This window comes from Polynucleobacter sp. MG-Unter2-18 (genome assembly GCF_018687675.1).
Taxonomy (GTDB): domain Bacteria; phylum Pseudomonadota; class Gammaproteobacteria; order Burkholderiales; family Burkholderiaceae; genus Polynucleobacter.
Genome location: NZ_CP061302.1, coordinates 66,906 through 89,963, shown reverse-complemented (window position 1 = coordinate 89,963; position 23,058 = coordinate 66,906). Strand labels below are relative to the sequence as shown.

General features: G+C 45.6%; 23 protein-coding genes. 8 read left to right on the top strand and 15 right to left on the bottom strand.

Going from position 1 to position 23,058, the window contains the following annotated elements:
• Window position 1: 1 nt before the first annotated feature.
• From C2759_RS00505 to C2759_RS00490, 4 genes are all read right to left on the bottom strand, one after another.
• Window positions 2-1,465, bottom strand: coding sequence for a glutamate synthase subunit beta (locus C2759_RS00505; RefSeq protein WP_215355416.1), 1,464 nt, complete (start codon window positions 1,463-1,465; stop codon window positions 2-4).
• A 41-nt stretch (window positions 1,466-1,506) separates the two neighbouring features.
• Window positions 1,507-6,252: a glutamate synthase-related protein gene (locus C2759_RS00500; RefSeq protein WP_215355414.1), complete on the bottom strand. Its 4,746-nt coding sequence runs from the start codon at window positions 6,250-6,252 to the stop codon at window positions 1,507-1,509.
• Between the two features lie 194 nt (window positions 6,253-6,446).
• A complete protein-coding gene (locus C2759_RS00495; RefSeq protein ID WP_215355412.1) occupies window positions 6,447-7,151 on the bottom strand; it encodes a transposase in 705 nt (234 codons plus the stop codon).
• Window positions 7,152-7,163: 12 nt separating this feature from the next.
• The gene (locus tag C2759_RS00490) at window positions 7,164-9,500 is read right to left on the bottom strand and encodes a penicillin-binding protein 1A (protein WP_215355410.1); all 2,337 of its coding nucleotides are present in this window, start codon (window positions 9,498-9,500) and stop codon (window positions 7,164-7,166) included.
• A 138-nt stretch (window positions 9,501-9,638) separates the two neighbouring features.
• Here C2759_RS00490 and C2759_RS00485 point away from each other — a divergent pair, with 138 nt between their 5' ends.
• The 4 genes from C2759_RS00485 (at window position 9,639) to aroB (ending at window position 13,065) form a co-directional block, all read left to right on the top strand.
• Complete coding sequence (locus C2759_RS00485) at window positions 9,639-10,319, top strand: type VI secretion system transmembrane protein TssO (protein ID WP_215355408.1); 681 nt, start codon at window positions 9,639-9,641, stop codon at window positions 10,317-10,319.
• 182 nt (window positions 10,320-10,501) lie between these two features.
• Entirely contained in the window at window positions 10,502-11,437 is a 936-nt protein-coding gene (locus tag C2759_RS00480) for a secretin and TonB N-terminal domain-containing protein (protein ID WP_251366975.1), read from the top strand.
• Between the two features lie 12 nt (window positions 11,438-11,449).
• A complete protein-coding gene (locus C2759_RS00475; RefSeq protein WP_305849433.1) occupies window positions 11,450-11,974 on the top strand; it encodes a shikimate kinase in 525 nt (174 codons plus the stop codon).
• Window positions 11,975-11,982: 8 nt separating this feature from the next.
• Window positions 11,983-13,065, top strand: a complete 1,083-nt coding sequence (gene aroB / locus C2759_RS00470) for a 3-dehydroquinate synthase (protein ID WP_215355406.1) — start codon at window positions 11,983-11,985, stop codon at window positions 13,063-13,065.
• Window positions 13,066-13,078: 13 nt separating this feature from the next.
• On the opposite strand, the gene cyaY is transcribed toward aroB, so the two are convergent.
• Complete coding sequence (cyaY, locus tag C2759_RS00465) at window positions 13,079-13,462, bottom strand: iron donor protein CyaY (RefSeq protein ID WP_215355404.1); 384 nt, start codon at window positions 13,460-13,462, stop codon at window positions 13,079-13,081.
• Between the two features lie 47 nt (window positions 13,463-13,509).
• Between cyaY and C2759_RS10550 the strand changes: the two genes are divergently transcribed.
• Both C2759_RS10550 and lysA read left to right on the top strand, forming a co-directional pair.
• On the top strand, window positions 13,510-13,701 hold the full coding sequence (locus C2759_RS10550; protein WP_046329397.1) for a lipoprotein: 192 nt from the start codon (window positions 13,510-13,512) through the stop codon (window positions 13,699-13,701).
• Complete coding sequence (gene lysA / locus C2759_RS00460; RefSeq protein WP_215355402.1) at window positions 13,698-14,996, top strand: diaminopimelate decarboxylase; 1,299 nt, start codon at window positions 13,698-13,700, stop codon at window positions 14,994-14,996. The genes C2759_RS10550 and lysA overlap by 4 nt, the downstream gene beginning before the upstream one ends.
• Window positions 14,997-15,076: 80 nt before the next feature.
• Here the strand turns inward: lysA and C2759_RS00455 are convergent, their stop codons facing one another.
• Window positions 15,077-15,802, bottom strand: a complete 726-nt coding sequence (locus tag C2759_RS00455) for a cytochrome c (RefSeq protein WP_215355400.1) — start codon at window positions 15,800-15,802, stop codon at window positions 15,077-15,079.
• 114 nt (window positions 15,803-15,916) lie between these two features.
• Here C2759_RS00455 and yihA point away from each other — a divergent pair, with 114 nt between their 5' ends.
• Together yihA and hemB are read left to right on the top strand one after the other, a co-directional pair.
• The gene (gene yihA, locus C2759_RS00450) at window positions 15,917-16,582 is read left to right on the top strand and encodes a ribosome biogenesis GTP-binding protein YihA/YsxC (RefSeq protein ID WP_215355398.1); all 666 of its coding nucleotides are present in this window, start codon (window positions 15,917-15,919) and stop codon (window positions 16,580-16,582) included.
• Entirely contained in the window at window positions 16,566-17,585 is a 1,020-nt protein-coding gene (gene hemB / locus C2759_RS00445; RefSeq protein ID WP_215355396.1) for a porphobilinogen synthase, read from the top strand. The genes yihA and hemB overlap by 17 nt, the downstream gene beginning before the upstream one ends.
• Window positions 17,586-17,636: 51 nt before the next feature.
• On the opposite strand, the gene dsbD is transcribed toward hemB, so the two are convergent.
• The 9 genes from dsbD to infA form a co-directional block, all read right to left on the bottom strand.
• On the bottom strand, window positions 17,637-19,265 hold the full coding sequence (dsbD, locus tag C2759_RS00440; protein WP_251366974.1) for a protein-disulfide reductase DsbD: 1,629 nt from the start codon (window positions 19,263-19,265) through the stop codon (window positions 17,637-17,639).
• A 49-nt stretch (window positions 19,266-19,314) separates the two neighbouring features.
• Window positions 19,315-19,647, bottom strand: a complete 333-nt coding sequence (cutA, locus tag C2759_RS00435) for a divalent-cation tolerance protein CutA (protein WP_215355392.1) — start codon at window positions 19,645-19,647, stop codon at window positions 19,315-19,317.
• Window positions 19,648-19,715: 68 nt separating this feature from the next.
• Window positions 19,716-20,108, bottom strand: a complete 393-nt coding sequence (gene rplQ / locus C2759_RS00430; RefSeq protein WP_015420256.1) for a 50S ribosomal protein L17 — start codon at window positions 20,106-20,108, stop codon at window positions 19,716-19,718.
• A gap of 16 nt (window positions 20,109-20,124) precedes the next feature.
• A complete protein-coding gene (gene rpoA / locus C2759_RS00425; protein ID WP_046329391.1) occupies window positions 20,125-21,105 on the bottom strand; it encodes a DNA-directed RNA polymerase subunit alpha in 981 nt (326 codons plus the stop codon).
• Window positions 21,106-21,128: 23 nt separating this feature from the next.
• Complete coding sequence (gene rpsD / locus C2759_RS00420; protein WP_215308699.1) at window positions 21,129-21,752, bottom strand: 30S ribosomal protein S4; 624 nt, start codon at window positions 21,750-21,752, stop codon at window positions 21,129-21,131.
• Window positions 21,753-21,868: 116 nt separating this feature from the next.
• On the bottom strand, window positions 21,869-22,276 hold the full coding sequence (gene rpsK, locus C2759_RS00415; protein WP_011901923.1) for a 30S ribosomal protein S11: 408 nt from the start codon (window positions 22,274-22,276) through the stop codon (window positions 21,869-21,871).
• Window positions 22,277-22,294: 18 nt separating this feature from the next.
• The gene (gene rpsM, locus C2759_RS00410) at window positions 22,295-22,660 is read right to left on the bottom strand and encodes a 30S ribosomal protein S13 (protein WP_015420253.1); all 366 of its coding nucleotides are present in this window, start codon (window positions 22,658-22,660) and stop codon (window positions 22,295-22,297) included.
• Window positions 22,661-22,684: 24 nt separating this feature from the next.
• Complete coding sequence (gene rpmJ, locus C2759_RS00405) at window positions 22,685-22,801, bottom strand: 50S ribosomal protein L36 (protein WP_012357167.1); 117 nt, start codon at window positions 22,799-22,801, stop codon at window positions 22,685-22,687.
• A gap of 35 nt (window positions 22,802-22,836) precedes the next feature.
• A complete protein-coding gene (gene infA / locus C2759_RS00400) occupies window positions 22,837-23,055 on the bottom strand; it encodes a translation initiation factor IF-1 (RefSeq protein ID WP_015420252.1) in 219 nt (72 codons plus the stop codon).
• Window positions 23,056-23,058: the final 3 nt, after the last annotated feature.

The window sequence follows — 23,058 nt, the reverse complement described above, 5'->3', positions numbered from 1 at the left end:
ATTATCGCGGCAGAACGGATGACCCCATTAAAAACTCGTCTACTGCATGGGCAGCTTGTCGGCCTTCACGAATCGCCCAAACCACCAAAGACTGTCCACGGCGCATATCGCCAGCAGCAAATACCTTAGGAACGTTGGTTTGGTAAGCATTTTGGCCATCAACAGTGGCTTTTGCATTCCCACGGGCATCTTTTTCAACACCGAAGGCATTGAGCACTTGCGCTGCCGGGGACACAAAGCCCATTGCCAAGAACACCAAATCTGCCTTAATTTCAAATTCAGAGTTTGGCATTTCTGTCATCTTGCCGTCTTTCCACTCCAAACGCACGCAAATCAACTTTTCTAGTTTGCCATCTTTGCCTTCAAAACGCTTAGTTGCAACGGACCAATCGCGCTCACAACCTTCTTCATGCGAAGAAGATGTACGCAATTTAGTTGGCCAATATGGCCATACCAAAGGCTTGTTTTCAGTTTCTGGTGGCTGTGGCAATAATTCAAACTGTGTAATCTTGGCAGCACCATGACGATTGGATGTTCCCACGCAATCAGATCCAGTATCGCCACCGCCAATGACGATGACATGCTTACCAGCTGCAGAAATCTCGTTTTTGAAATCGCCAGCGTTTTCTTTGTTCTGGGGAATCAAGAAATCCAAAGCATAGTGAACACCCTTCAACTCACGGCCAGGGACTGGTAAGTCACGCGGCTGCTCTGATCCACCACTAATGACTACCGCATCAAAATCTTTCATCAACTGATCAGGTGAAACTGTTTTTGTGGAGTAATTTTTTACTTCAGCACCAATTGCTTCTTTGCCTACAAATACACCAGTCTCAAACTTCACACCTTCAGCTTGCATTTGTTCAACACGACGATCGATCAACCATTTTTCCATTTTGAAATCAGGAATGCCGTAGCGCAGTAACCCACCAACACGATCATTCTTTTCAAATACAGTGACATCATGACCCACACGCGCTAATTGCTGTGCAGTCGCCATACCAGCTGGTCCACCGCCAACAACGGCAACTTTTTTACCTGTTTTGGTTTTAGGCAGCTGCGGCTTAACCCAACCATTTTCCCAACCCTTATCAATAATGGCGTGTTCAATTGACTTAATACCAACTGCATCACTATTAATTCCTAAGGTACAGGCGGCCTCACAAGGTGCGGGACAGATGCGGCCAGTGAACTCAGGGAAGTTATTGGTGGACTGCAAAACATCTAATGCATTCTTCCAGTCATCGTGAAACACTAAATCATTGAAGTCAGGAATGATGTTATTGACTGGACAGCCGTTATTGCAAAATGGAATGCCGCAATCCATGCAACGTGCGCCTTGCACTTTAGCTTCATCATCTGTCAGCACCGCAACAAACTCCTTGTAATGATGGAGGCGTTTAACGGGAGCTTCGTAGGTTTCATCTACGCGCTCAAACTCCATAAATCCAGTGACCTTACCCATATCGATTCCTTAGTATCTTTTCTTAATGTCTTCTTTGTTGATTAAGCTGCAACGGTTTTGTTTTGCGCTTTTTCCCACAACTCACCTAGGGCACGTTTGTACTCAGTAGGTAGCACCTTCACAAAAAGACTGCGCGCATTTTCCCAATCGGCCAAGAGTGCTTTAGCGCGCTCAGAACCAGTGTGACGGAAATGACGCTCGATCAAGCCCTTCAGAATTTGCTCATCAGTCATACGCTCGCCACCATCCTTCACGTCAACAGGGGCATGCCACTGTGACTGAGGCATTTGGGCAATCTGCTCAGCGGAAGGCAATACTTTTTCCAAGGTCGCCATGCTGGTATTGCAGCGCTTTTCAAAGAGACCGTCTTCGTCGTAAACATAAGCAATACCACCGCTCATACCTGCTGCAAAGTTACGGCCAGTTGCGCCTAGCACCACCACAGTGCCACCAGTCATGTATTCACAACCGTGATCGCCAGTACCTTCAACTACCGTTGTGGCACCAGAGTTACGCACTGCGAAACGTTCACCAGCTACACCGTTAAAGAATGCTTCGCCACCGATTGCACCATAGAGAACGGTATTACCAACAATGATGTTCTTGGCTGTATCACCACGGAACTCATGTGGCGCACGCACAATGACCCGTCCGCCTGATAAACCCTTACCAACGTAGTCATTACCATCGCCAACTAAATCCAAGGTAATGCCGCGCGCCAAGAAGGCGGCGAAACTTTGACCAGCAGTTCCGTTCAATTGGATATGAATAGTGTCATCCGGCAAACCGGCATGACCATAACGCTGAGCGATTTCTCCAGAGAGCATTGCGCCAACAGTACGGTTGACGTTCTTCACAGGAACAATGAAGGAGACTTTCTCACCACCTTGCAATGCAGGCTGACTCTTTTCAATCAGAATGTTATCCAACGCGCTATCCAAACCATGGTCTTGAGTCAGGATCTGATAACGCGGCACGTCTTTAGCCACCGCTGGCTCAGCAAAAATCTTACTGAAATCCAAGCCATGAACTTTCCAGTTCTCAATACCTTTACGTGTATCTAAGAGATCAACGCGCCCAATCAAATCATCAAACTTACGAATGCCGAGTTGAGCCATGATCTCGCGCACTTCTTCAGCAATAAAGAAGAAGAAATTCACGACGTGCTCTGGCTTACCAGAGAACTTTTTACGCAATTCAGGGTCTTGTGTAGCAACACCAACTGGGCAAGTATTCAAATGACACTTACGCATCATGATGCAACCTTCAACAACTAATGGCGCTGTTGCAAAACCAAATTCATCCGCACCCAATAATGCGCCGATCACCACATCTCGACCAGTTTTCATTTGACCATCAGCTTGCACACGAATACGGCTACGCAAACCATTGAGCACTAATGTTTGTTGAGTTTCAGCTAAACCTAACTCCCATGGGGAACCAGCGTGCTTAATAGAAGAAAGTGGTGATGCGCCAGTACCGCCATCATGTCCAGCGATCACTACGTGATCCGCTTTCGCTTTAGCAACACCTGCAGCAATCGTACCAACACCTACCTCAGAAACCAACTTCACAGAGACATCAGCAGCAGGGTTCACATTCTTCAGATCGTGAATCAACTGAGCGATATCTTCAATAGAGTAAATATCATGGTGTGGAGGAGGCGAGATTAAGCCAACTCCTGGCACGGAGAAGCGCAACTTACCGATGTAGTCAGAAACCTTGCCGCCCGGCAATTGGCCGCCTTCACCAGGCTTAGCACCTTGAGCCATCTTGATCTGAATCTGATCAGCAGAGCGCAGATATTCAGTGGTAACTCCGAAACGACCGGAAGCAACCTGCTTAATTCTGGAACGCAATGAATCACCATCTAGCAGAGGAATGTTTGCTTCAACAACATCGTCACCCAAAATGCTTGCTAAGGTTTCACCTTTCTTAATTGGAATGCCTTTAAGTTCATTCACATAGCGATTTGGATCTTCACCGCCCTCACCAGTATTAGACTTACCGCCAATCCGGTTCATGGCAATGGCTAAAGTAGCATGCGCTTCAGTAGAAATAGAACCTAAGGACATCGCGCCCGTTGCAAAACGCTTAACGATTTCTTTTGCAGGCTCGACTTCATCCAATGGAATTGCTTTAACTGGATCAATCTTGAACTCAAACAAACCGCGCAAGGTCATCTGACGTTTGGTTTGGTCATTAATCAGATTGGCATACTCTTTATAAGTTTGATAGCCCTTATCGATACCAGCACGGGTAGAGTGCTGCAACTTCGCAATCGTATCTGGAGTCCACATATGGTCTTCGCCACGAATACGGAAAGCATACTCACCACCAGCTTCGAGCATGTTGGTCAGAACAGGATCATTACCAAACGCAGACTGATGCATGCGTAAAGCTTCTTCAGCCACTTCAAATACACCGATACCACCTACATTGGATGGAGTGCCCTTGAAGTAATGATCAATTACATCTCGGTTCAAACCAATTGCCTCAAAAATCTGTGAGCCGGTATAGGACATGTAAGTAGAGATACCCATTTTGGACATTACTTTTTGCAAGCCCTTACCAACCGCTTTTACAAAATTCTTGACTGCTTTTTCTGCTGACAAATCGCCCGATAAACCTTTAGCCATCTCAGCCAAAGTTTCCATTGCCAAGTACGGATGAACTGCTTCAGCACCATAACCAGCCAAGAGTGCGAAATGATGTGTCTCACGCGCGCTACCGGTTTCAACAACAAGTCCGACGCTAGTACGCAACCCTTTTTCAACTAAGTGCTGATGAATTGCTGAAGTTGCTAACAATGCCGGAATGGCCACATGCTGCTCGTCAACCTGACGATCGCTCACGATCAAGATGTTGTAACCAGAGCGTACGGCATCAGCAGCTTCCGCACACAAGGATGCCAAGCGAGCCTCAATACCATCCTTGCCCCAGGATGCTGGATAGCAAATGTCCAACTCATACGAGCGGAACTTACCATTGGTGTAGTGACCAATATGACGAATCTTGGTCATATCGTTGAAGTCTAAAATCGGCTGATTCACTTCCAAACGCATTGGCGGATTGATATTGTTGGTATCCAACAAATTCGGCTTAGGTCCAATGAAAGACACTAAAGACATCACCATGTTTTCACGGATAGAGTCAATCGGCGGATTGGTTACCTGCGCAAACAATTGCTTGAAATAGTTATAGAGTGGCTTGTTCTTATTTGAGAGTACGGCTAGTGGGCTATCGTTACCCATCGATCCAATTGCCTCTTCACCATTCATTGCCATTGGTGCCATGAGGTACTTAATGTCCTCTTGGGTATAACCGAAAGCTTGTTGACGATCTAATAATTTTGCAGCGGGACGAATCGTATTTTTTTCATCTACTAAATCTGCCTTGCTAGCATCAACTTCATCGAGCTTCACCCGTACTGCATCGATCCAGCTCTTATATGGCTTTGCTTTAGAGACTGCATCCTTCAATTCCACATCATCAATAATGCGGCCCTGCTCCATATCAATCATGAACATCTTGCCTGGTTGCAAGCGCCACTTTTGAACGATCTTATTCTCTGGAATTGGCAGTACACCAGCCTCAGAGCCCATGATGACTAGGTCATCATCTGTTACGTAATAACGGGCTGGGCGTAAACCATTACGGTCTAAGGTAGCGCCAATCTGACGGCCATCCGTAAAAGCCATCGCTGCTGGGCCATCCCATGGCTCCATCATTGCGGCGTGGTACTCATAGAATGCGCGACGGTTTTCATCCATCAATGTGTGCTGTTCCCATGCTTCCGGGATCATCATCATCATTGCTTGTGCTAATGGATAACCTGACATCACTAATAACTCTAAACAGTTATCAAAACAGGCTGTATCAGATTGACCTGGATAGATGAGTGGCCATAATTTTTTTAGGTCATCGCCAAGTACTGGTGAGCTGATTGCCCCCTCTCGTGCATTTACCCAGTTGACATTCCCTTTAACAGTGTTGATCTCACCGTTGTGCGCAATCATGCGATATGGGTGAGCCAACTCCCAGGCCGGGAAAGTGTTCGTGGAGAAACGCTGATGCACTAATGCCAACGCAGAAACTGTACGTGAATCTTGTAAGTCTTTGTAGTACGCTCCTACCTGGTTCGCCAATAGCAAACCCTTATAAACAATGGTGCGAGCTGACATCGACGCTACGAAATATTCTTTGCCGTGCTTTAGATGTAAATCTTGAATTGCATGGCTTGCAGTTTTACGAATCACATACAACTTACGCTCAAGTGCATCGGTCGTCATGATGTCGCGTCCGCGACCAATGAATATCTGACGAATAAATGGTTCGGTCATTTGTACTGTTGGTGACATTGGCAGTTTGACATCAACCGGAACATCCCTCCAACCCAAAACAACTTGGCCTTCAAGGCGAACTGTGCGCTCTAACTCTTGTTCACAAGCTAAACGCGATGCTTGCTCTTTAGGCAGGAAAATCATGCCAACGCCATATTCACCAAATGGAGGTAACTCGATACCCTGCTTTGCCATTTCCTCGCGATACAAGGTATCCGGTACTTGGATCAAAATTCCAGCGCCGTCGCCCATCAGCGGATCAGCGCCCACAGCACCTCGATGATCCAAGTTCTCAAGAATTTGCAATCCCTGAGCAACAATCTCATGTGACTTCTTACCCTTGATGTGGGCGACGAATCCTACGCCACAAGCGTCATGCTCATTTTGTGGATCGTAGAGACCCTGCGTGATTGGACGAAGGTCTGTATTTGTATATGTAGTCATAGTATTTCCGCTCACCCTTTGGGCTCGATTACTTTTGGAGGATCTAATATAGGGGAATACCCATATTGAAGCAATAGAAATAAAATAACTCTGTCCCATTTAAATTAGGGATGAGCTAAAAAGAATCTTTATAAAAGGGACAGAGTCATAAGATGGTCACTGCAACGCTTGCTACTAAACGTCTTAAAGAAGCTCTAAGCTATTGAATTAGCTAATATTAATTTTTTAGGTCGCCCACGACGCCTGATTAATACCTGTTCAGGATTATCTTTAAACAGCTTTTTTGCATAAACATCGCTTATCCACGGCTTAGATCTCACCAAAGCCTCATTAATTTGGCGATCTTCCCAGTGAGGCGCCCCCTCTTTCACAAATGCTGCCCAAGTCATTTGCCTCTCAAATGGAGTGTTGCCCAGCCTCCAAAAGTGCTGATGATCAACCAACCAAGGCTCTGCATTACCGCCAATGTGGGAAGCAAAACTAGTCCAAGTAGAGGCCTGTGGGCTCAACTCAAAACCAGACCTCACGGGATTGAGTTCAATGAAGCGTTGGCAGCGTAAAAAATAATCTGGATCTATTAAGGAGGAGCGGTAGCGTCCCTCCCAAATCGTTCCCGAACGTTGCTGCTGTTGATTGAAATACTGTGCGTAACGCCTACCAAGGGATTGCATTGTTTTTGCAAGCGAATCGTCATTCTGGGGGGTCATTAAAAGATGTACATGATTTGGCATTAAAGCAAATGCATGTACCGCGCTACCAAATTGTTTGGCGGCCTCTCGTAACCAATCTAAGTAGATGCGGCGGTCTGCATCACCAAAAAAAATTGTTTCTCGATTATTGCCACGAACCATCACATGCATTGCTTGACCAGGAATGATGGTACGCGCTTGCCTTGCCATTGCTTAAGCGAACTACTGCAGTTCGCGTACACCGCCGTTATTAGAAAACTCAGGAATAAACCAATCACCATCCACTTGAGTAAGGCCCGCAGGCACTTCGCGTGATTGTTGTGGCTCATCCCTCAAGGCAGTACTCATATAATAGATCCACATTGGTAAAGCAAGCCCTCCGCCAGTTTCACGATCACCCAAACTTGCGGGTTTATCAAAGCCAATCCAAGCAATTGCAACTACCTTCGGGTTATATCCCGCAAACCAAGCATCGTGTGACTCATTGGTAGTGCCTGTTTTACCGGCAATATCATTCCGACCTAATTTCGCTCTTGCACTGGCTGCAGTGCCGGTTTTCGTAACTTCTTGCAACATACTATCCATCACAAAAGAAGTTCGCGCATCCAACACACGGGGGGCATCTTCACGCGCATGAGTAGGCTTGGCCTCGAAGAGTATTGTGCCTTTTGAGTCAGTCATCTTATTAATTAAATAGGGATCTACACGATATCCCCCATTAGCAAAAACGCTATAAGCTGATGCCATTTGTAAAGGTGTAACAGAACCTGCGCCCAAAGCCATTGTCAAATAAGGCGGGTGCTTCTCCGCCTCAAACCCAAAACGTTGAATATAGTCTTGAGCATAAGATGGTCCAATAGAGCGAATTAATCTCACTGAAACCAAGTTTTTTGATTTTGCTAAGGCAGTGCGTAAGCGCATTAAACCCTCATACTTGCCATCGTAGTTCTTGGGTTCCCAAGCTTGACTCCCTGTTTCCAGACCGCCAATCGATAGCGGGGCATCATTCACCATTGTGCTTGGAGAAAAACCTTTCTCAATCGCAGCGGCATAAATAAATGGCTTGAAAGAAGAACCCGGTTGGCGTTGAGCTTGGGTGACGTGATTAAACTTATTTCGACGGAAATCAAAGCCGCCCACCAAAGAGAGGATCGCGCCCGTCTCGGTATTCATTGAAACAAAAGCAGCTTCAACTTGAGGTAACTGCGCCAACTTCCATACGCCACCGTCCGAAAGTAGCCTAACGATCGCACCAGGACGCAAACGTTTTTTAGGTTGAGTGCTATCTGTTAAAGCAGCGGCGGCCAGCTTCATACTCTCACCCTTTATGGTGATCGTATCTCCAGTAGCAATCATGACCTGCATTTCTTTTGGCTTAATATCGAGCACCACGCCTGACTGCAAATCATCCAATTGCGGATAAGCCAACAAAGCTTCGTCAATTGCACGTTGACGCTTCACTGTATCTTCTGGCAAATCAATGAATCCCTCGGGACCACGATATGCGTGACGTAAGTCGTACTCAAAAATACCGCGACGTACTGCTTTATATGCGGCGTCTTGGTCTGCCTTCAAGATTGTGGTGTATACATCTATTCCCTGCGAATAGATTGCCTCGCCATATTGTGTAATTAAGAGCTGACGAACCATCTCAGCAGGAAAATCTGCGCGAGTACTAAATTCATTACCGAGACCACGGATATGTAACTCTTCAGCAATTGCAATTTGATATTGCTCGGGAGTGATGTACGACAAATCACGCATGCGCTGCAAAATGTATTCCTGTCGAATTTTGGCGCGCCGAAAATTGCTTACAGGGTTATATGCCGATGGTGCTTTTGGTAACCCGGCCAACATCGCTGACTCAGCGATCGTAATGTCTTTTAGATCTTTACCAAAGTAGATTTGGGCTGCACTAGAAAATCCATAAGCTCTTTGCCCCAAAAAGATCTGATTCATATAAATCTCAAGAATCTTGTCTTTACTTAATTGAGACTCAATTTCCCAAGCTAAGAGAACCTCATAAATCTTACGGCTGAAAGTTTTCTCATTGCTGAGGAAAAAGTTCCGTGCCACTTGCATTGTGATAGTTGAGGCACCTTGGGAAAGGTTGCCGCGTAAATTCGTAAGCGTAGCCCTCAGGATACCCACGTAATCCACTCCACCATGAGAGTAAAAGCGATCATCCTCAATTGCTAAAACTGCATTACGCATACTCATCGGGATTTCATTTAAAGGAATTACCTTACGGCGCTCCTCCCCAAACTCACCTATGAGAACTTTATCAGCCGTATAGATACGCAATGGTGTTTTGGGGTTGTAATCAATCAAGGCTGAAATCTTTGGCAGATTCGGCTTTGCTACTAAGAAAGCATATCCCAGCAACAAGGTAACCACCACCGCAAAAACCATACTAATAATCAGAAGCGCTTTGATGAGCGGATTACTTCCAGATTTATTGGGCGAGAATGCCCCTCCTCTTGGCTGACCGGGACGTTTATCAGGTTGTCGGTTAAACCGCCCGTTTAATGGCGGCTTGTCTTTTGGGGGTAGAGCCATAGTTCAAATTATAGGGTGCTTACGTAATTCACCCTCTAGGCCTAAAACCTCTCATTTAAATGCCTATTTAATATTTTTCTGACGCTCAATTCTGCCTTCCCTGATCGCCTTTCCCATCTCTGAGAAGAACAATATGGCATGCCACCACGCCACATCTCCTCCCAGTCTTTTGATGACATTTTGAGTGAGCTGGGAGATGACCCCGCTATTCCAGATCCACATGGAATTCGTAAAACCTCCTCCCCACCCAGGATGGATCCATCGCCCCAAACCAAGACTTCAAAGCCCTCTGTTTTGACCAAATCATTCGAGGTGAAAGGGCTTAATTTCAGCCCGGTTTTGATCTTTTCTTGCACCTTATTAATCTGCGGAGCTGGCCTCTTTTTTTTCTTTGAATCCAATCAGTCTCTGGCTGAAAATGAAATAAATACACTTCAAGAGCAATTATTAGCCCTTAAAGAAGAAATAGAATCCTCCCAAAACGAATGGCATTCTGAGCTAGAGGATCTATATGAGGTAGTAGATAAAATAGAAGTGAGTATTCACTCAATTGAGACAAAACCACCAATACAGCTGGCTCAAAGCAAGCCTACATCCATCCCGTATGAAGCAGAGCTTCGTCGCTGGAGGTATTTAGGTATCAGTCGTATAGGGGCTTTGGAGCAGGCTTTTTTTCATATCGGCCAGTCTACGAGGATGGTGGGTAAGGGCGATCTGGCTTTAGGGGAATGGCGCCTGACCCAAGCTGAAAAAGAGTTGGCCATCTTGACCCATCCCAAAGGTAAATCCATCACCTTTAAATCTACGAACTCAGATTGACTCTATTGAAGACCTTACAGAAATTCCACGCTACCTTACTCCCCTTGATGCTGGTTTTTTTACTCAATTCAGCCCAAGGAAATCTCCCAGCAACCAGCCCTAAAAGCAGCCTTACAGAGAGTCGTATTAGCCTTCAATTTAGCCAGATTGAAATAACTGAACTTTTGCAGGTCTTAGCCCAAATGGGAAATACCAATTTTCTCCTTAGCGAATCTATTCAGGGCAAAATTTCGATCGATCTCAAGGACACTCCCTGGCAAACTGCCCTCCATTCCATATTGGCTAGCAGAGGCTTGCGCCTGGTCAGAAATGGCGATATTTACTGGATTGGCCCTCATGCAGAAATTCAAAGTTTTCAGAAATTTCGTCGGGAGGATGCTGCCCTACCTTTTGGGGGTGATCATATTAATAGCCCCCGCCAGATCCTGATAGAAGCTCGCATCGTCGAAGCTGATCAGCGCTTTGCCCGTGAACTCGGCGTGAAGTTGGGATATCAAGCCAATGGCATTGGTAACCGCTCGGACCAAAACGCAAGCGCAAACCTTGATCTCTCAGGTACTGGCTTGGCTGGATTCAACCCAGCCACCTTGGCTGCCACCCTGGTATCTAAGAATGCGGCCCAACTCTTGCAAATGGAGCTCTCAGCACTCGAGTCTGATGGCCAGGGCAAAATTCTCTCGAACCCCCGCATCATGACCGGAGATCAGGTTAAAGCCACAATTGAGCAGGGAACTGAACTGCCGTATCAAGTGAGCTCTCAAAGCGGGAGTAAATTGCAATTTCGTAAAGCCAATTTACGCCTAGAGGTCTTACCCAAAATTCATCCCGATGGAAAGATCTCCATGTTAGTAGGGATCAATAAAGACACCATTGGCATGAAAACTGAACAGGGTTATGCGATTGATACTAAAAATCTCAGTTCTGAGGTCACCGTTGAAAATGGAGGTACCGCCATCATTGGGGGCATCTTTCAAACTACCGAACGTGATGACGAGATCAAAGTTCCACTCCTAGGCGATATTCCATTGATAGGGCATTTATTTCGCCATAAATCCAAATTGGCAGATAAAACTGAACTATTAGTCTTCTTAACCCCCACCGTGCTGGACAAACACTAATAAAATCATAGGGTGAACTCTTCATCCAACAATATCTTTCTCATTGGCCTCATGGGCGCTGGGAAGTCGACCGTCGGTAAATTGCTAGCCAAGAAATTAGGGCGTCGCTTTTTAGATGCTGACCATGTGATTGAAGATCGTTGTGGAGTCAAGATTCCTGTCATCTTCGAAATGGAAGGTGAAGATGGATTTCGCAAGCGTGAGGCTCAGGCCATTAATGACATCACAGCCGAACATGATGTCATTTTGGCAACCGGTGGCGGTGCCGTGCTTCTGCCTGAGAATCGACAATTTCTTAGTGAAAGAGGATTGGTAATTTATCTCCACGCCAATCCCATAGAGTTATGGCATCGCACTAAAGGTGGTGAAGGTCGGCCACTCCTGAAAAATGGTGATGCAAAAAAGATTTTAGAAAACCTATACGCTGTTCGTGACCCTTTATATCGCGAAATCGCTGACTATATTATTGAGACTGGAAAGCCCAGCGTCAATCAGCTAGTCAACACCCTCATAATGCAACTCGAACTTTCCGCATAAACTTATCCATGAAAACATTAGAAGTTGATCTAGGTGATCGTAGCTACCCCATTCATATTGGTACAGATTTAATAGATCAAGCAGAATTATTTAGTGCCTGTGAAAAAGCAACATCAATTTATATTGTTAGCAATACGACTGTTGCCCCTTTATATGCAGAGCGCCTCACCAAGACTTTAGAGAAACTAGGTAAACCAGTCAGGACGATTGTCTTGCCTGACGGAGAGTCTTATAAGGACTGGAAAAATCTTCAGTTGATTTTTGATGACCTCCTCAAATATGGGGCCGATCGTCAAACGATGTTGGTGGCTTTAGGTGGTGGCGTTATTGGAGATATGACCGGCTTTGCTGCTGCTAGCTTTATGCGCGGTATTCGCTTCATTCAAGTCCCAACAACCTTATTGTCTCAAGTGGACTCTTCTGTTGGTGGCAAGACCGGTATCAACCATCCGCTCGGAAAAAATATGATCGGAGCATTTCATCAGCCAGTAGCGGTTATTGCTGACCTCAATACCTTGAAGACATTGCCTGCTCGCGAACTCTCTGCAGGTCTAGCTGAAGTGATTAAACATGGTGCGATTGCAGATGCTGAGTTCTTAAGTTGGATTGAAGTAAATGCAAAAGCTTTACTAGCTTGCGACACCGCCGCAATGGCGCATGCGGTCTTACGCTCTTGCGAAATTAAATCAGCTGTAGTGTCAGCCGATGAAAGAGAAGGTGGCATTCGAGCCACATTGAATTTCGGGCATACCTTTGGTCATGCGATCGAAGCGGGCATGGGCTATGGCGAGTGGTTGCATGGTGAAGCTGTTGGCTGCGGCATGGTCATGGGTGCAGACCTCTCAAGACGCCTAAACTTCATCACTCAAGATGAAGTTAACCGCCTCACTCAAATCATTCAATCCATGAATCTGCCGATAACACCGCCCAAGTTTGGCGCACAACGTTATATGGAATTAATGCAAGTAGATAAAAAGACTGAGGGCGGACAAATCCGCTACGTCGTTTTAGAGAAGATTGGCAAAGCCCAAATTAAGAGCGTTCCCGATGCTCAGGTTATAGAGACCTTAACAGCGACCGGGGCAGTTTAAGTTTCTAGCTTACTTATTTCTGAAGTAGGCCAATAGTGATCATCTGACCAGCTTGAGCACTGGCAAATTCGGATAGGTCGCCCAGCAATTCGCGTCCAGTTTTAGTATCCAACCACATCGGAGAAGATAAGGTACCCGCCCAACGATAGTGATAGCCGCCCGATTTAGCCGCTACCCAAATCTCGTGTAGAGGGGGCTGGGTGTTGACCACAATCACACTGCGATCTCTAAACCGAATGTTGATGACGTTTCCACCTTGGCGCTCCACATCCAGATCGAGGTCTAGTGCATCGTCTGCGGCTTCTAGGGCTACCTCTATCGACTCCAATAAATTACTACCCAATTGATAAAATTGCTTATCGTCAATCGTTTCTACAGTTAAATTGCCTGGCTTCATATTAGAGTCCTGCATGCTATATTCAATCATTCGTTTTAGAGACATTCATGATAGCGATTCTTAAAAGAACTCTTGGTATTGGCCTTCTAATATCCCTTGTTGGATGTGGGGTTAGAGGTCCCTTATATTTGCCAAATGTGCCGCCAGCACCTAGTCCTCCTGCTGAGCCAGAGCCTAAAGGCAAGCTCTATCCACCCCAAAGCCCTACAGCTCCTAACTCCACATCGGCCAAGCAATGACAAGTAAAGCGATCCCACTCCCCGACTTAGCTGGATTTACAGAACGAAATGGTACTTGGTATGCAGAGGAAATTCCGTTGCTAGATTTGGCAAAGGAATTTGGCACACCCCTGTATGTCTATAGTAAAAAAGCATTGACCGAAGCTTATCAGGCCTATGACAAAGCTTGCGTAGATTCCTCTGGCAAAAGACGAGCTCGCGTTCACTATGCGATGAAGGCGAATAGCAACTTAGCAGTGATTGATTGCTTTAAAAAATTAGGCTCTGGCTTTGACTTAGTCAGCGGCGGTGAGTTAGCGCGCGCTCTTGCTATTGGCGCAGATCCAAAAAGTTTAGTGTTTGCCGGTGTTGGTAAATCTGCTCACGAAATTGCGCAAGCATTAAAAGCTAGCGTTAAGTGTATCAATGTAGAGTCAATTGCAGAGCTCCACCAAATTAATCGGGTTGCTACTGAGCTCAATTGCCGCGCCCCAATTTCCTTGCGCGTGAATCCCGATGTCGATGCACAAACGCATCCTTATATTTCTACTGGATTAAAGGGTAATAAATTTGGTATCGCTTATCACGAGGTTTTAAAGACATATCGTGAAGCCGCATTGCTGTCACAGATTGATGTAGTTGGTATTGATTGTCATATTGGTTCACAAATTACCAACACTGCACCCTATCTTGATGCGCTTGATAAAGTGCTCGAGTTAGTTACTCAATTGAAAAAAGAGGGTATTGAGATCCACCATCTGGATTTAGGTGGAGGCCTTGGTATTTCTTATGGCGATGACAACCCGCCTGATATTACTGAGTTCACCAACACCTTACTCAATCGCGTTGCTCAACGTGGCTTTGGGCATCTCGATATTGTCTTAGAGCCTGGTAGATCCTTAGTGGGTAATGCTGGCGTGCTCTTGACTCAAGTTGAGTATCTCAAGCCTGGTGCTGAGAAAAACTTTTGTATTGTGGATGCAGCAATGACAGAGTTGATGCGCCCAGCGCTCTACGAGGCTTATCACGGAATCGTTCCAGTTCAAACTAAGCAAGTTGCAAGCTCTACTTATGACGTCGTCGGACCCGTATGTGAATCTGGTGACTGGCTTGGAAGAGATCGTCAACTTGCGGTTGAAGAAGGTGATCTGCTAGCTATTCTGTCTGCTGGTGCTTATGGCTTTGTGATGGCTTCCAATTACAACACCAGGCCAAAACCTGCAGAGATCATGGTTGATGGCAAGAATGCATACGTCATTCGTGCTCGTGAAAATATTGCTGATCTCTTTACTAGTGAAACCACCTTGCCAGATTAAATTAACTTCGCTTGGTAAATTCCAGGTAATAAAAAACCCCGCTACATCAGCGGGGTTTTTGTTTTGTACTTAGGTAACGATTAATGCAAGCCTGCCATGTAATCAGAAACTGCCTTCATCTCTTGATCAGAAAGCTTCGTAGCAATCGTTGTCATCTGAGTACTATTTTTACGAGTGCCTTCACGGAAACCCACTAACTGATTGTAGGAATACTCGGCCCACTGTCCACCTTGACGTGGGTATTGCGCAGGAATGCCTGCACCATTAGGGCTGTGGCAACCAGCGCAGGCTGGAACGCCCTTCGATGCAATACCGCCACCATAAATACTCTTACCCAAATCAAGAGCTTCTTTGGTTTGAGCCACGCCTTGGGATGGAGCCTGCTGAGATAGGAAAGTACCAATATTGATCATATCTTGCTCAGTTAAAGGCATAGACATGCCCATCATGATGGCATTCGCTCTAGTGCCTTCCTTGAAATTCTTCAACTGTTTTGCTGTGTATGCAGCATGCTGAGCAGATAACTTGGGCCAAGTTGCTACAGCACTCTGGCCCTTAGGGCCATGGCATGTAATACAGGCTACAACACCGCGAGTGGCATCTCCAGAGTTATAGAGTGTCTCACCAGCAGCGACATCAACTTTTGGCTTAGCTGGAGCAGCAGCCTTTGCCTCTGCAGCTGGGGCCATGGGTGCTGGATCAGCGGCATAAGCTTGTGCCGCAAGGCCGCTTAGAGCAAAAATAGATAGAACTGCAAAGCCAGCACGTAAGCTAGTTAATTTGGAGATTTGAGGGGTTTGACGCATTATGTTTACCTTGGCAAAAATTCTTAAAAATGTTTGGGCCCTTACTTCTACAACTTTCACCCAACATTATGAGATATTTATTGATTTTGCGTGATTTTACAATAGCTTCTGGACATGTCTAAACTCTTTCAAGCCCGATTTGCAACCACAGTCAATGACACCCATTGCCTGCCTGCCACTCCACTCCGAGAGGTGGCCTTTGCTGGGCGCTCAAATGCGGGTAAATCCAGCGCAATTAATGTGCTTTGCAACCAAAAACGTCTTGCTTTTGCTAGTAAAACGCCTGGGCGCACCCAGCACATTAACTATTTTGGCCTTTTTGCAAAAGATGATCTCTTAGCCTATTTGGTGGATTTACCTGGATATGGCTATGCCGCCGTCAATCATGAGACCAAGTACCACTGGAATGCCCTTCTCAGCGATTATTTGCAGGAACGGGAGCAACTGGTCGGCATGGTGCTGATTGTGGACTCCAGACGCGGCATTACCGAACTGGACGAGCAAATGATTCAGTGGTTTGTCCCAACCGGCAAACCCATCCATATTTTGCTCAGCAAGTGCGACAAGCTCAATAAGAGTGAATGTAAGCATGCCTTAGAAGCCGTACGCAAACAGTTACAACAATACGATCCAGCGCTACCTGATGGCCATGGTGATTCCAAGAAACTTACGGCACAATTATTCTCCAGCACCAAGCGCATTGGTCTTGAAGAGGCCGACAATATTGTTATTAAATGGTTATTTGCAGCGGAGACTCAAGAAGATGAAATCACAAGCTAACTCTATATTGAGCTTTCCGGCTCATCGTCCTCGTCGTATGCGGCGCGATGATTGGTCGCGTCGCCTGATACAAGAAAATCAACTCAGTACAAGCGATCTAATCTACCCAGTATTTTTACTTGAGGGCACCAATCAATCTCAAGCCGTTAGTTCCATGCCTGGGGTTAATCGCGTTTCACTCGATTTACTTTTTAACATTGCGCAAGAGTGTGTCTCCCTAGGTATTCCCGTCCTAGCACTCTTTCCAGTGATTGATGCAACTCTCAAAACACCTGACGGTAAAGAAGCGTTTAATCCGAACGGCTTAGTTCCAAATGCAGTGCGCGAGCTCAAGAAACGCTTCCCTAATTTAGGCATCATGACCGATGTAGCCCTTGACCCTTACACAAGCCATGGTCAAGATGGTGTTTTAGATGATCAAGGTCGCATCCTGAATGATGAGACAACAGCTATCTTGGTGCAGCAAGCTGTTACTCAGGCAGAGGCTGGTGTTGATATTGTTGCGCCATCGGACATGATGGATGGTCGTATTGGAAAAATTCGCGAAGCCCTAGAGCAAGAAAATCTGATTCATACCCGCATCATGGCTTATTCAGCTAAATATGCATCCGCTTTTTATGGCCCGTTTCGTGATGCAGTAGGTTCAGCAAAAAATCTAGGCAAAGCTGATAAAAAAACCTACCAAATGGATTGCGCTAATACTGACGAGGCTTTGCGGGAGGTTGCTCTTGATATTAACGAAGGTGCTGATATGGTGATGGTTAAACCTGGCATGCCCTACCTAGATATCGTTCGTAGAGTGCGTGATGAATTTCATTACCCAACTTATGCCTATCAAGTGAGTGGTGAGTACGCCATGCTCAAAGCTGCCGCACAAAATGGCTGGCTTGATCATGATGCTGTGATGATGGAATCATTGCTTGCATTTAAGCGTGCTGGTGCTGATGGTATCTTGACCTACTTTGCTCTTGAAGCTGCACGTCTTTTAAAAGCATCTAAGTAATTAGTAGTTTAAAAAGTTAAATGGGTTGTACCCATTTAACTTCTCAGCCTCTTAATTTCCCAAGGCTCTTTTCAAGCGTTCAATAAAACGTTGTGGTGGCATATAGCCAATCACGCGTTGATCTTTTAACTCTTCTGCATTGATGTCAAAGATCAAAATTCCAGGCGGACCAAATAATCCAAAGCGTTTCAATAAAGCCTGATGATCAGCATTGTTTTTTGTCACATCTGCTTGTATCAAAATAAATTTCTGCAACTCTTGATTTACTTCGGGATTAGCAAATGTATTTATCTCCATCTCCTTGCAAGAGATGCACCAGTCTGCATAAAAATCTAAGAGCACTAGTTTCTTTTGTTCTTTTGCTTGGGCTAAGAATTGATCCAACTGCGCACTGGAATCAATCACAGCGAAACTAGCTTTTCCAATCTGATGCTGGCGCTGTCCATTAGCCGTTGTCTTGCCTACCTCATCACTGCCATTTTGTAACAAGGGAGATGCAATCCAGGCTGCAGTTGCTACCAATAAAACGCCTAATGTTCTTTGTAGCCAGACCATCCAAATACCAGTGGATGGAATTAAGATGCGAGCCTCAATGGCAATAAACAGGAGTGGCAATCCCATGCCTAAAGCCATCACAAAAAGGAGCCCTGCACCCAGGCTCATTGAGCCTGTTTGAGCAATAAAAGTGAGCACCCCAGCTAAGGGAGCTGTAATACAAGGACTAGCAACTAATGTGGAAATTCCACCCAAGGAAAAAGCACCCGCAAAGCTGCCACCTTGATGACGTCCTGCCAATTGATCCACCTTTTGCTGCCATGAGTGGGGCATCCTGAGCTCGTATAGACCGAATAGACTTCCTGACAGGGCCAGTAGCAGCAATGCAAACCCAATCAGCGCTATGGGGCTTTGTAGAGCTCTTTGAACGCTCCCGCCAAGGGCAGCCATCAAGACCCCCGCTAGTGCATAGACACAAGCCATTCCAAGTACATAGGCCGCCGCCAAGAGGCTTGCACGACCCTTACTAATGGACTGCTTACCTTGCGTTCCAAACACGATGCTCGATAGGATAGGCAGCATCGGGAGAACACAGGGAGTAAATGCCAAAGCCAAGCCCAGAATGAAGAAGGCTATGAAAAGATATCCCGTTGGCGTAGTGTCTAAGAAGCGGCTAATGGCATTGACGTCATCACGCTCACGCCAAACATCCATCAAGCTAAATTCTTTTTTGGTGGTTTTGCTTGCTCCTAACTCATCCAATATTTCCGGTATGGGGCCGGCCTTTACACCTGGCCCCGCAAGTAAAAACTTCAGGGTCATAGGTGGATAACAGATTCCCGCCTCAGCACAGCCCTGTAACTCCATCTCAAGATAGAGTGGCTTACCAATTTCAGCCTTTTTATCTAGAGTTAATAGAAATGCCTGCTTGTAAACCTGCATTTTCTTTTGAAAAGTCTCATCAAACTTTTCAATCCCAGCAGGGAGCGAAACCTTTACAAACTCTAATTTATTGGGCTCAGAGCCCATCTTAAAATGCAGAGACTCTTGATAGATGTAATAACCCTTAGCTGGAAAAATTTCTAACTCAACATCATTCGTATTGACCGCCCACGTTGCTTCAGCCTGAAATGCTTTCTCAGGAGGAAGAAATTCTGGCGCAGCAAATGCATTGCTGATCACCATAAGTAATACAGCTGCTAGAGGAGTAAATTTACTAAGGAATCTCATTGAACTACTTTACCTCGGACTCTACCCATTTGCCATAATGCGCGTCGTAATTTTCAGGAGCATATGCAATCACCTCAGGCAAATCATAGGGGTGATGACCTTTTATGAAATTAGAAATATCTATCCATTTATCTGCAACTGTCTTTGCTGAAAGCAGAACTTCGTTTCCTTCGCATACCTTGCCTTCCCATCGATAGATTGAATGCATACCCTCTTGAATTTGTACGCAGGCAGCTAATCGACCCTCAATCAGTTGAAGCGCCATTTTCTTTGCATCCTCTAGTGATGCAAAAGTGGTGGCAACAATTAATAACTCAGTAGATTTATCAGGGGTCATGACATATTTATAACCGTATAAATGAAAAAAGCCAGACCGAAGCCTGGCTTTTAATCTTGCTTTAGGGCTTAAGCCTCTTCAGCTACTGCTGTTTCTTCAACTTCCGGACGATCCACCAACTCAACCAAAGCCATAGGTGCATTATCACCATGGCGGAAGCCAAACTTCAAAATACGAAGGTAACCACCTGGACGAGTTGCGTAACGTGGGCCGAGCTCTGTGAAGAGTTTGGTCACGATATCGCGATCGCGCGTGCGATTGAATGCTAAGCGACGGTTTGCTAAGTTATCTTTTTTACCCAAGGTAATCAAAGGCTCAACAACCATGCGCAATTCTTTAGCTTTTGGCAAAGTGGTTTTAATCACTTCGTGCTCCAAAAGAGAATTGGACATGTTGCGCAGCATCGCCAAGCGATGTGATGATGTTCTGTTTAGTTTGCGTAAGCCGTTTCCGTGACGCATGATGCTTCCTTTCTAATTATTTCTCGAGGTTAGCTGGAGGCCAGCTTTCGAGTTTCATGCCAAGACTTAAGCCACGAGCCGCCAATACATCTTTGATTTCGTTCAAAGACTTACGACCTAAATTAGGCGTCTTCAACAATTCATTTTCTGTACGTTGAATCAAGTCACCGATGTAGTAAATGTTCTCAGCCTTCAAGCAGTTTGCAGAGCGCACTGTGAGTTCGAGATCATCAACCGGACGCATCAACATTGGATCAACCATTGAAGAGCGGCTTGGTGCAAGATCACCAGAAACTTCACTGCTTTCGAGGGCTGCGAATACAACTAACTGATCAACCAAAATGGTAGCGGCTTGACGAATTGCTTCTTCAGGAGACAATACACCGTTTGTTTCGATTGTCATTACGAGACGATCGAGGTCAGTACGTTGTTCAACACGAGCAGATTCAACTGCATAGCTAACACGGCTTACTGGGCTAAATGAGGCATCCAATACGATACGACCAATAATCTTGGTAGTTTCGTCATGGTATTGACGCATATTGCCTGGTACATAGCCACGGCCTTTTTCAACCTTGATCTGCATATCCAACTTGCCACCAGCTGACAAGTGAGCGATAACGTGATCAGGATTAATGATTTCTACATCGTGTGGCAAGTCGATATCTTTTGCTGTAACGACGCCTGGGCCTTCTTTACGCAAATTGATGGTCACTTCATCACGTGACTGCAACTTAAATACGATACCTTTGAGGTTCAACAAAAGGTTAACTACATCCTCTTGAACGCCATCTAATGTGGAGTATTCATGAACAACACCAGCGATTGCTACTTCAGTTGGTGCATAACCAACCATTGAGGACAACAAAACACGACGTAATGCATTACCGAGTGTGTGGCCATAACCACGCTCGAATGGCTCCATAACAACCTTAGCTTGGTTGGCAGTAAGCGCTTCAACAGAAATAATTTTTGGCTTGAGCAAATTTGTTTGCATATTTTTTCCTTGAGAGTGCCTAATTAGCGTGAATACAATTCGACGATCAAACTTTCATTAATTTCGCCGCTAATGTCTTCACGGTCAGGCACCTGCTTAAATGTTCCCTCCAGCTTCGCTGCGTCGACTGATACCCAGCCAACTGCCGCCATCTGCTGAACCAAATTGAGTGATTCTGTAATACGTGCTTGCTTCTTCGCTTTTTCACGAATAGCAACTACATCACCAGGTTTGACCTGAATAGATGGAATATTTACTGGGCTACCATTGAGCAAAATTGCGCAATGGGAAACCAATTGACGCGCTTCAGCACGAGTAGAACCAAAGCCCATACGATAAACAACGTTATCAAGGCGTGATTCCAACAACTGAAGTAATGTTGAGCCAGTATTACCCTTACGACGCTCAGCTTCTGCGAAATAACGACGGAATTGACGCTCTAGAATTCCGTACATACGCTTAACCTTTTGCTTTTCACGCAATTGATTACCGTAATCAGAAGTTCTTGAGCCAGATGTACGGCCATGTTGACCAGGCTTAGTATCTAACTTGCACTTGTCTGACAGGGCGCGACGTGCGCTCTTTAAAAATAAGTCGGTACCTTCCCGACGAGCTAATTTGGCCTTAGGCCCTAAGTAACGTGCCACGATGCTTTCCTTTCTTTGCCGCAGTCTTACGACTAACGGTGAGTTCACCCTTTAATTCAGATGAACAGTGGGCTTTAATAAAAAACTACTAAAACTTGTATTGCCAACTTCCTAGCTTAGATACGACGACGCTTAGGAGGACGGCAACCATTGTGTGGAACTGGAGTTACGTCTTGAATCTCGGTGATCTTGATTCCCAAAGAATTCAATGCACGAACTGCTGATTCACGACCTGGGCCTGGACCCTTGATCTGAACTTCTAAATTCTTAATACCACACTCAACAGCAGCTTTACCTGCTACTTCTGCCGCTACCTGAGCAGCAAAAGGGGTTGATTTACGTGAACCTTTGAAGCCCTGACCACCAGATGTTGCCCATGAAAGCGCATTACCTTGACGATCAGTGATCGTAATGATGGTGTTGTTAAAAGAAGCGTGAACGTGTGCAATACCGTCAGCAACGTTCTTTTTAACCTTCTTACGTGCGCGCTGTGAAGCTGCAGAAGCGGATTGTTGTTTTGCCATGTCAATAAACTTTCTTGATTATTTCTTGAGTTGCACGCCAGACTTACGTGGGCCCTTACGGGTACGCGCGTTAGTCTTAGTACGTTGACCACGTACAGGCAAGCCCTTACGATGACGAACGCCGCGATAGCAGCCTAAGTCCATCAAACGCTTGATGCTCATCGTTACTTCACGACGAAGGTCACCTTCAGTGATGAACTTACCTACCTCGTCGCGTAACTTTTCCAAGTCACCGTCAGTAAGATCTTTAACTTTTTTGTCGATAGCAACACCTGTGGTTTCACAAATTTTGCGTGCACGCGTTGTGCCAATGCCAAAAATTGCTGTTAAACCGATAACAGTATGTTGATGATTTGGGATATTTACCCCAGCGATACGTGCCATGAGATTTCCTCTTAATTAACCAGATCAGCCTTGACGCTGCTTATGACGTGCGTCTGAAGAACAGATCACGCGAACAACGCGTTTGCGCTTAATGATCTTGCAATTTCTGCAAATACACTTAACGGATGCTAAAACTTTCATAACTCACCTCTAAAAAAATATGTACTACTTAATCTTTACTTCGCTCGGAAAATGATTCTGGCTCGTGTAAGGTCGTAAGGAGTCATCTCCACTGTTACCTTATCTCCTGGCAAGATGCGGATGTAATGCATCCTCATCTTTCCAGAAATGTGCCCTAAAACCACATGTCCGTTCTCTAGCTTCACGCGAAACATTGCGTTCGGCAAATTCTCAATAATTTCTCCCGCCATCTGAATTACATCGTCTTTAGACATTCA

Bases quoted from the DNA above. Each gene is read 5' to 3' on its own strand.
- C2759_RS00505 (WP_215355416.1), bottom strand. From the start codon at position 1,465: ATGGGTAAGGTCACTGGATTTATGGAGTTTGAGCGCGTAGATGAAACC.
- C2759_RS00500 (WP_215355414.1), bottom strand. From the start codon at position 6,252: ATGACTACATATACAAATACAGACCTTCGTCCAATCACGCAGGGTCTC.
- C2759_RS00495 (WP_215355412.1), bottom strand. From the start codon at position 7,151: ATGGCAAGGCAAGCGCGTACCATCATTCCTGGTCAAGCAATGCATGTG.
- C2759_RS00490 (WP_215355410.1), bottom strand. From the start codon at position 9,500: ATGGCTCTACCCCCAAAAGACAAGCCGCCATTAAACGGGCGGTTTAAC.
- C2759_RS00485 (WP_215355408.1), top strand. From the start codon at position 9,639: ATGCCACCACGCCACATCTCCTCCCAGTCTTTTGATGACATTTTGAGT.
- C2759_RS00480 (WP_251366975.1), top strand. From the start codon at position 10,502: ATGGGAAATACCAATTTTCTCCTTAGCGAATCTATTCAGGGCAAAATT.
- aroB (WP_215355406.1), top strand. From the start codon at position 11,983: ATGAAAACATTAGAAGTTGATCTAGGTGATCGTAGCTACCCCATTCAT.
- cyaY (WP_215355404.1), bottom strand. From the start codon at position 13,462: ATGAAGCCAGGCAATTTAACTGTAGAAACGATTGACGATAAGCAATTT.
- C2759_RS10550 (WP_046329397.1), top strand. From the start codon at position 13,510: ATGATAGCGATTCTTAAAAGAACTCTTGGTATTGGCCTTCTAATATCC.
- lysA (WP_215355402.1), top strand. From the start codon at position 13,698: ATGACAAGTAAAGCGATCCCACTCCCCGACTTAGCTGGATTTACAGAA.
- C2759_RS00455 (WP_215355400.1), bottom strand. From the start codon at position 15,802: ATGCGTCAAACCCCTCAAATCTCCAAATTAACTAGCTTACGTGCTGGC.
- yihA (WP_215355398.1), top strand. From the start codon at position 15,917: ATGTCTAAACTCTTTCAAGCCCGATTTGCAACCACAGTCAATGACACC.
- hemB (WP_215355396.1), top strand. From the start codon at position 16,566: ATGAAATCACAAGCTAACTCTATATTGAGCTTTCCGGCTCATCGTCCT.
- dsbD (WP_251366974.1), bottom strand. From the start codon at position 19,265: ATGGTGATCAGCAATGCATTTGCTGCGCCAGAATTTCTTCCTCCTGAG.
- cutA (WP_215355392.1), bottom strand. From the start codon at position 19,647: ATGACCCCTGATAAATCTACTGAGTTATTAATTGTTGCCACCACTTTT.
- rplQ (WP_015420256.1), bottom strand. From the start codon at position 20,108: ATGCGTCACGGAAACGGCTTACGCAAACTAAACAGAACATCATCACAT.
- rpoA (WP_046329391.1), bottom strand. From the start codon at position 21,105: ATGCAAACAAATTTGCTCAAGCCAAAAATTATTTCTGTTGAAGCGCTT.
- rpsK (WP_011901923.1), bottom strand. From the start codon at position 22,276: ATGGCAAAACAACAATCCGCTTCTGCAGCTTCACAGCGCGCACGTAAG.
- rpsM (WP_015420253.1), bottom strand. From the start codon at position 22,660: ATGGCACGTATCGCTGGGGTAAATATCCCAAATCATCAACATACTGTT.
- rpmJ (WP_012357167.1), bottom strand. From the start codon at position 22,801: ATGAAAGTTTTAGCATCCGTTAAGTGTATTTGCAGAAATTGCAAGATC.
- infA (WP_015420252.1), bottom strand. From the start codon at position 23,055: ATGTCTAAAGACGATGTAATTCAGATGGCGGGAGAAATTATTGAGAAT.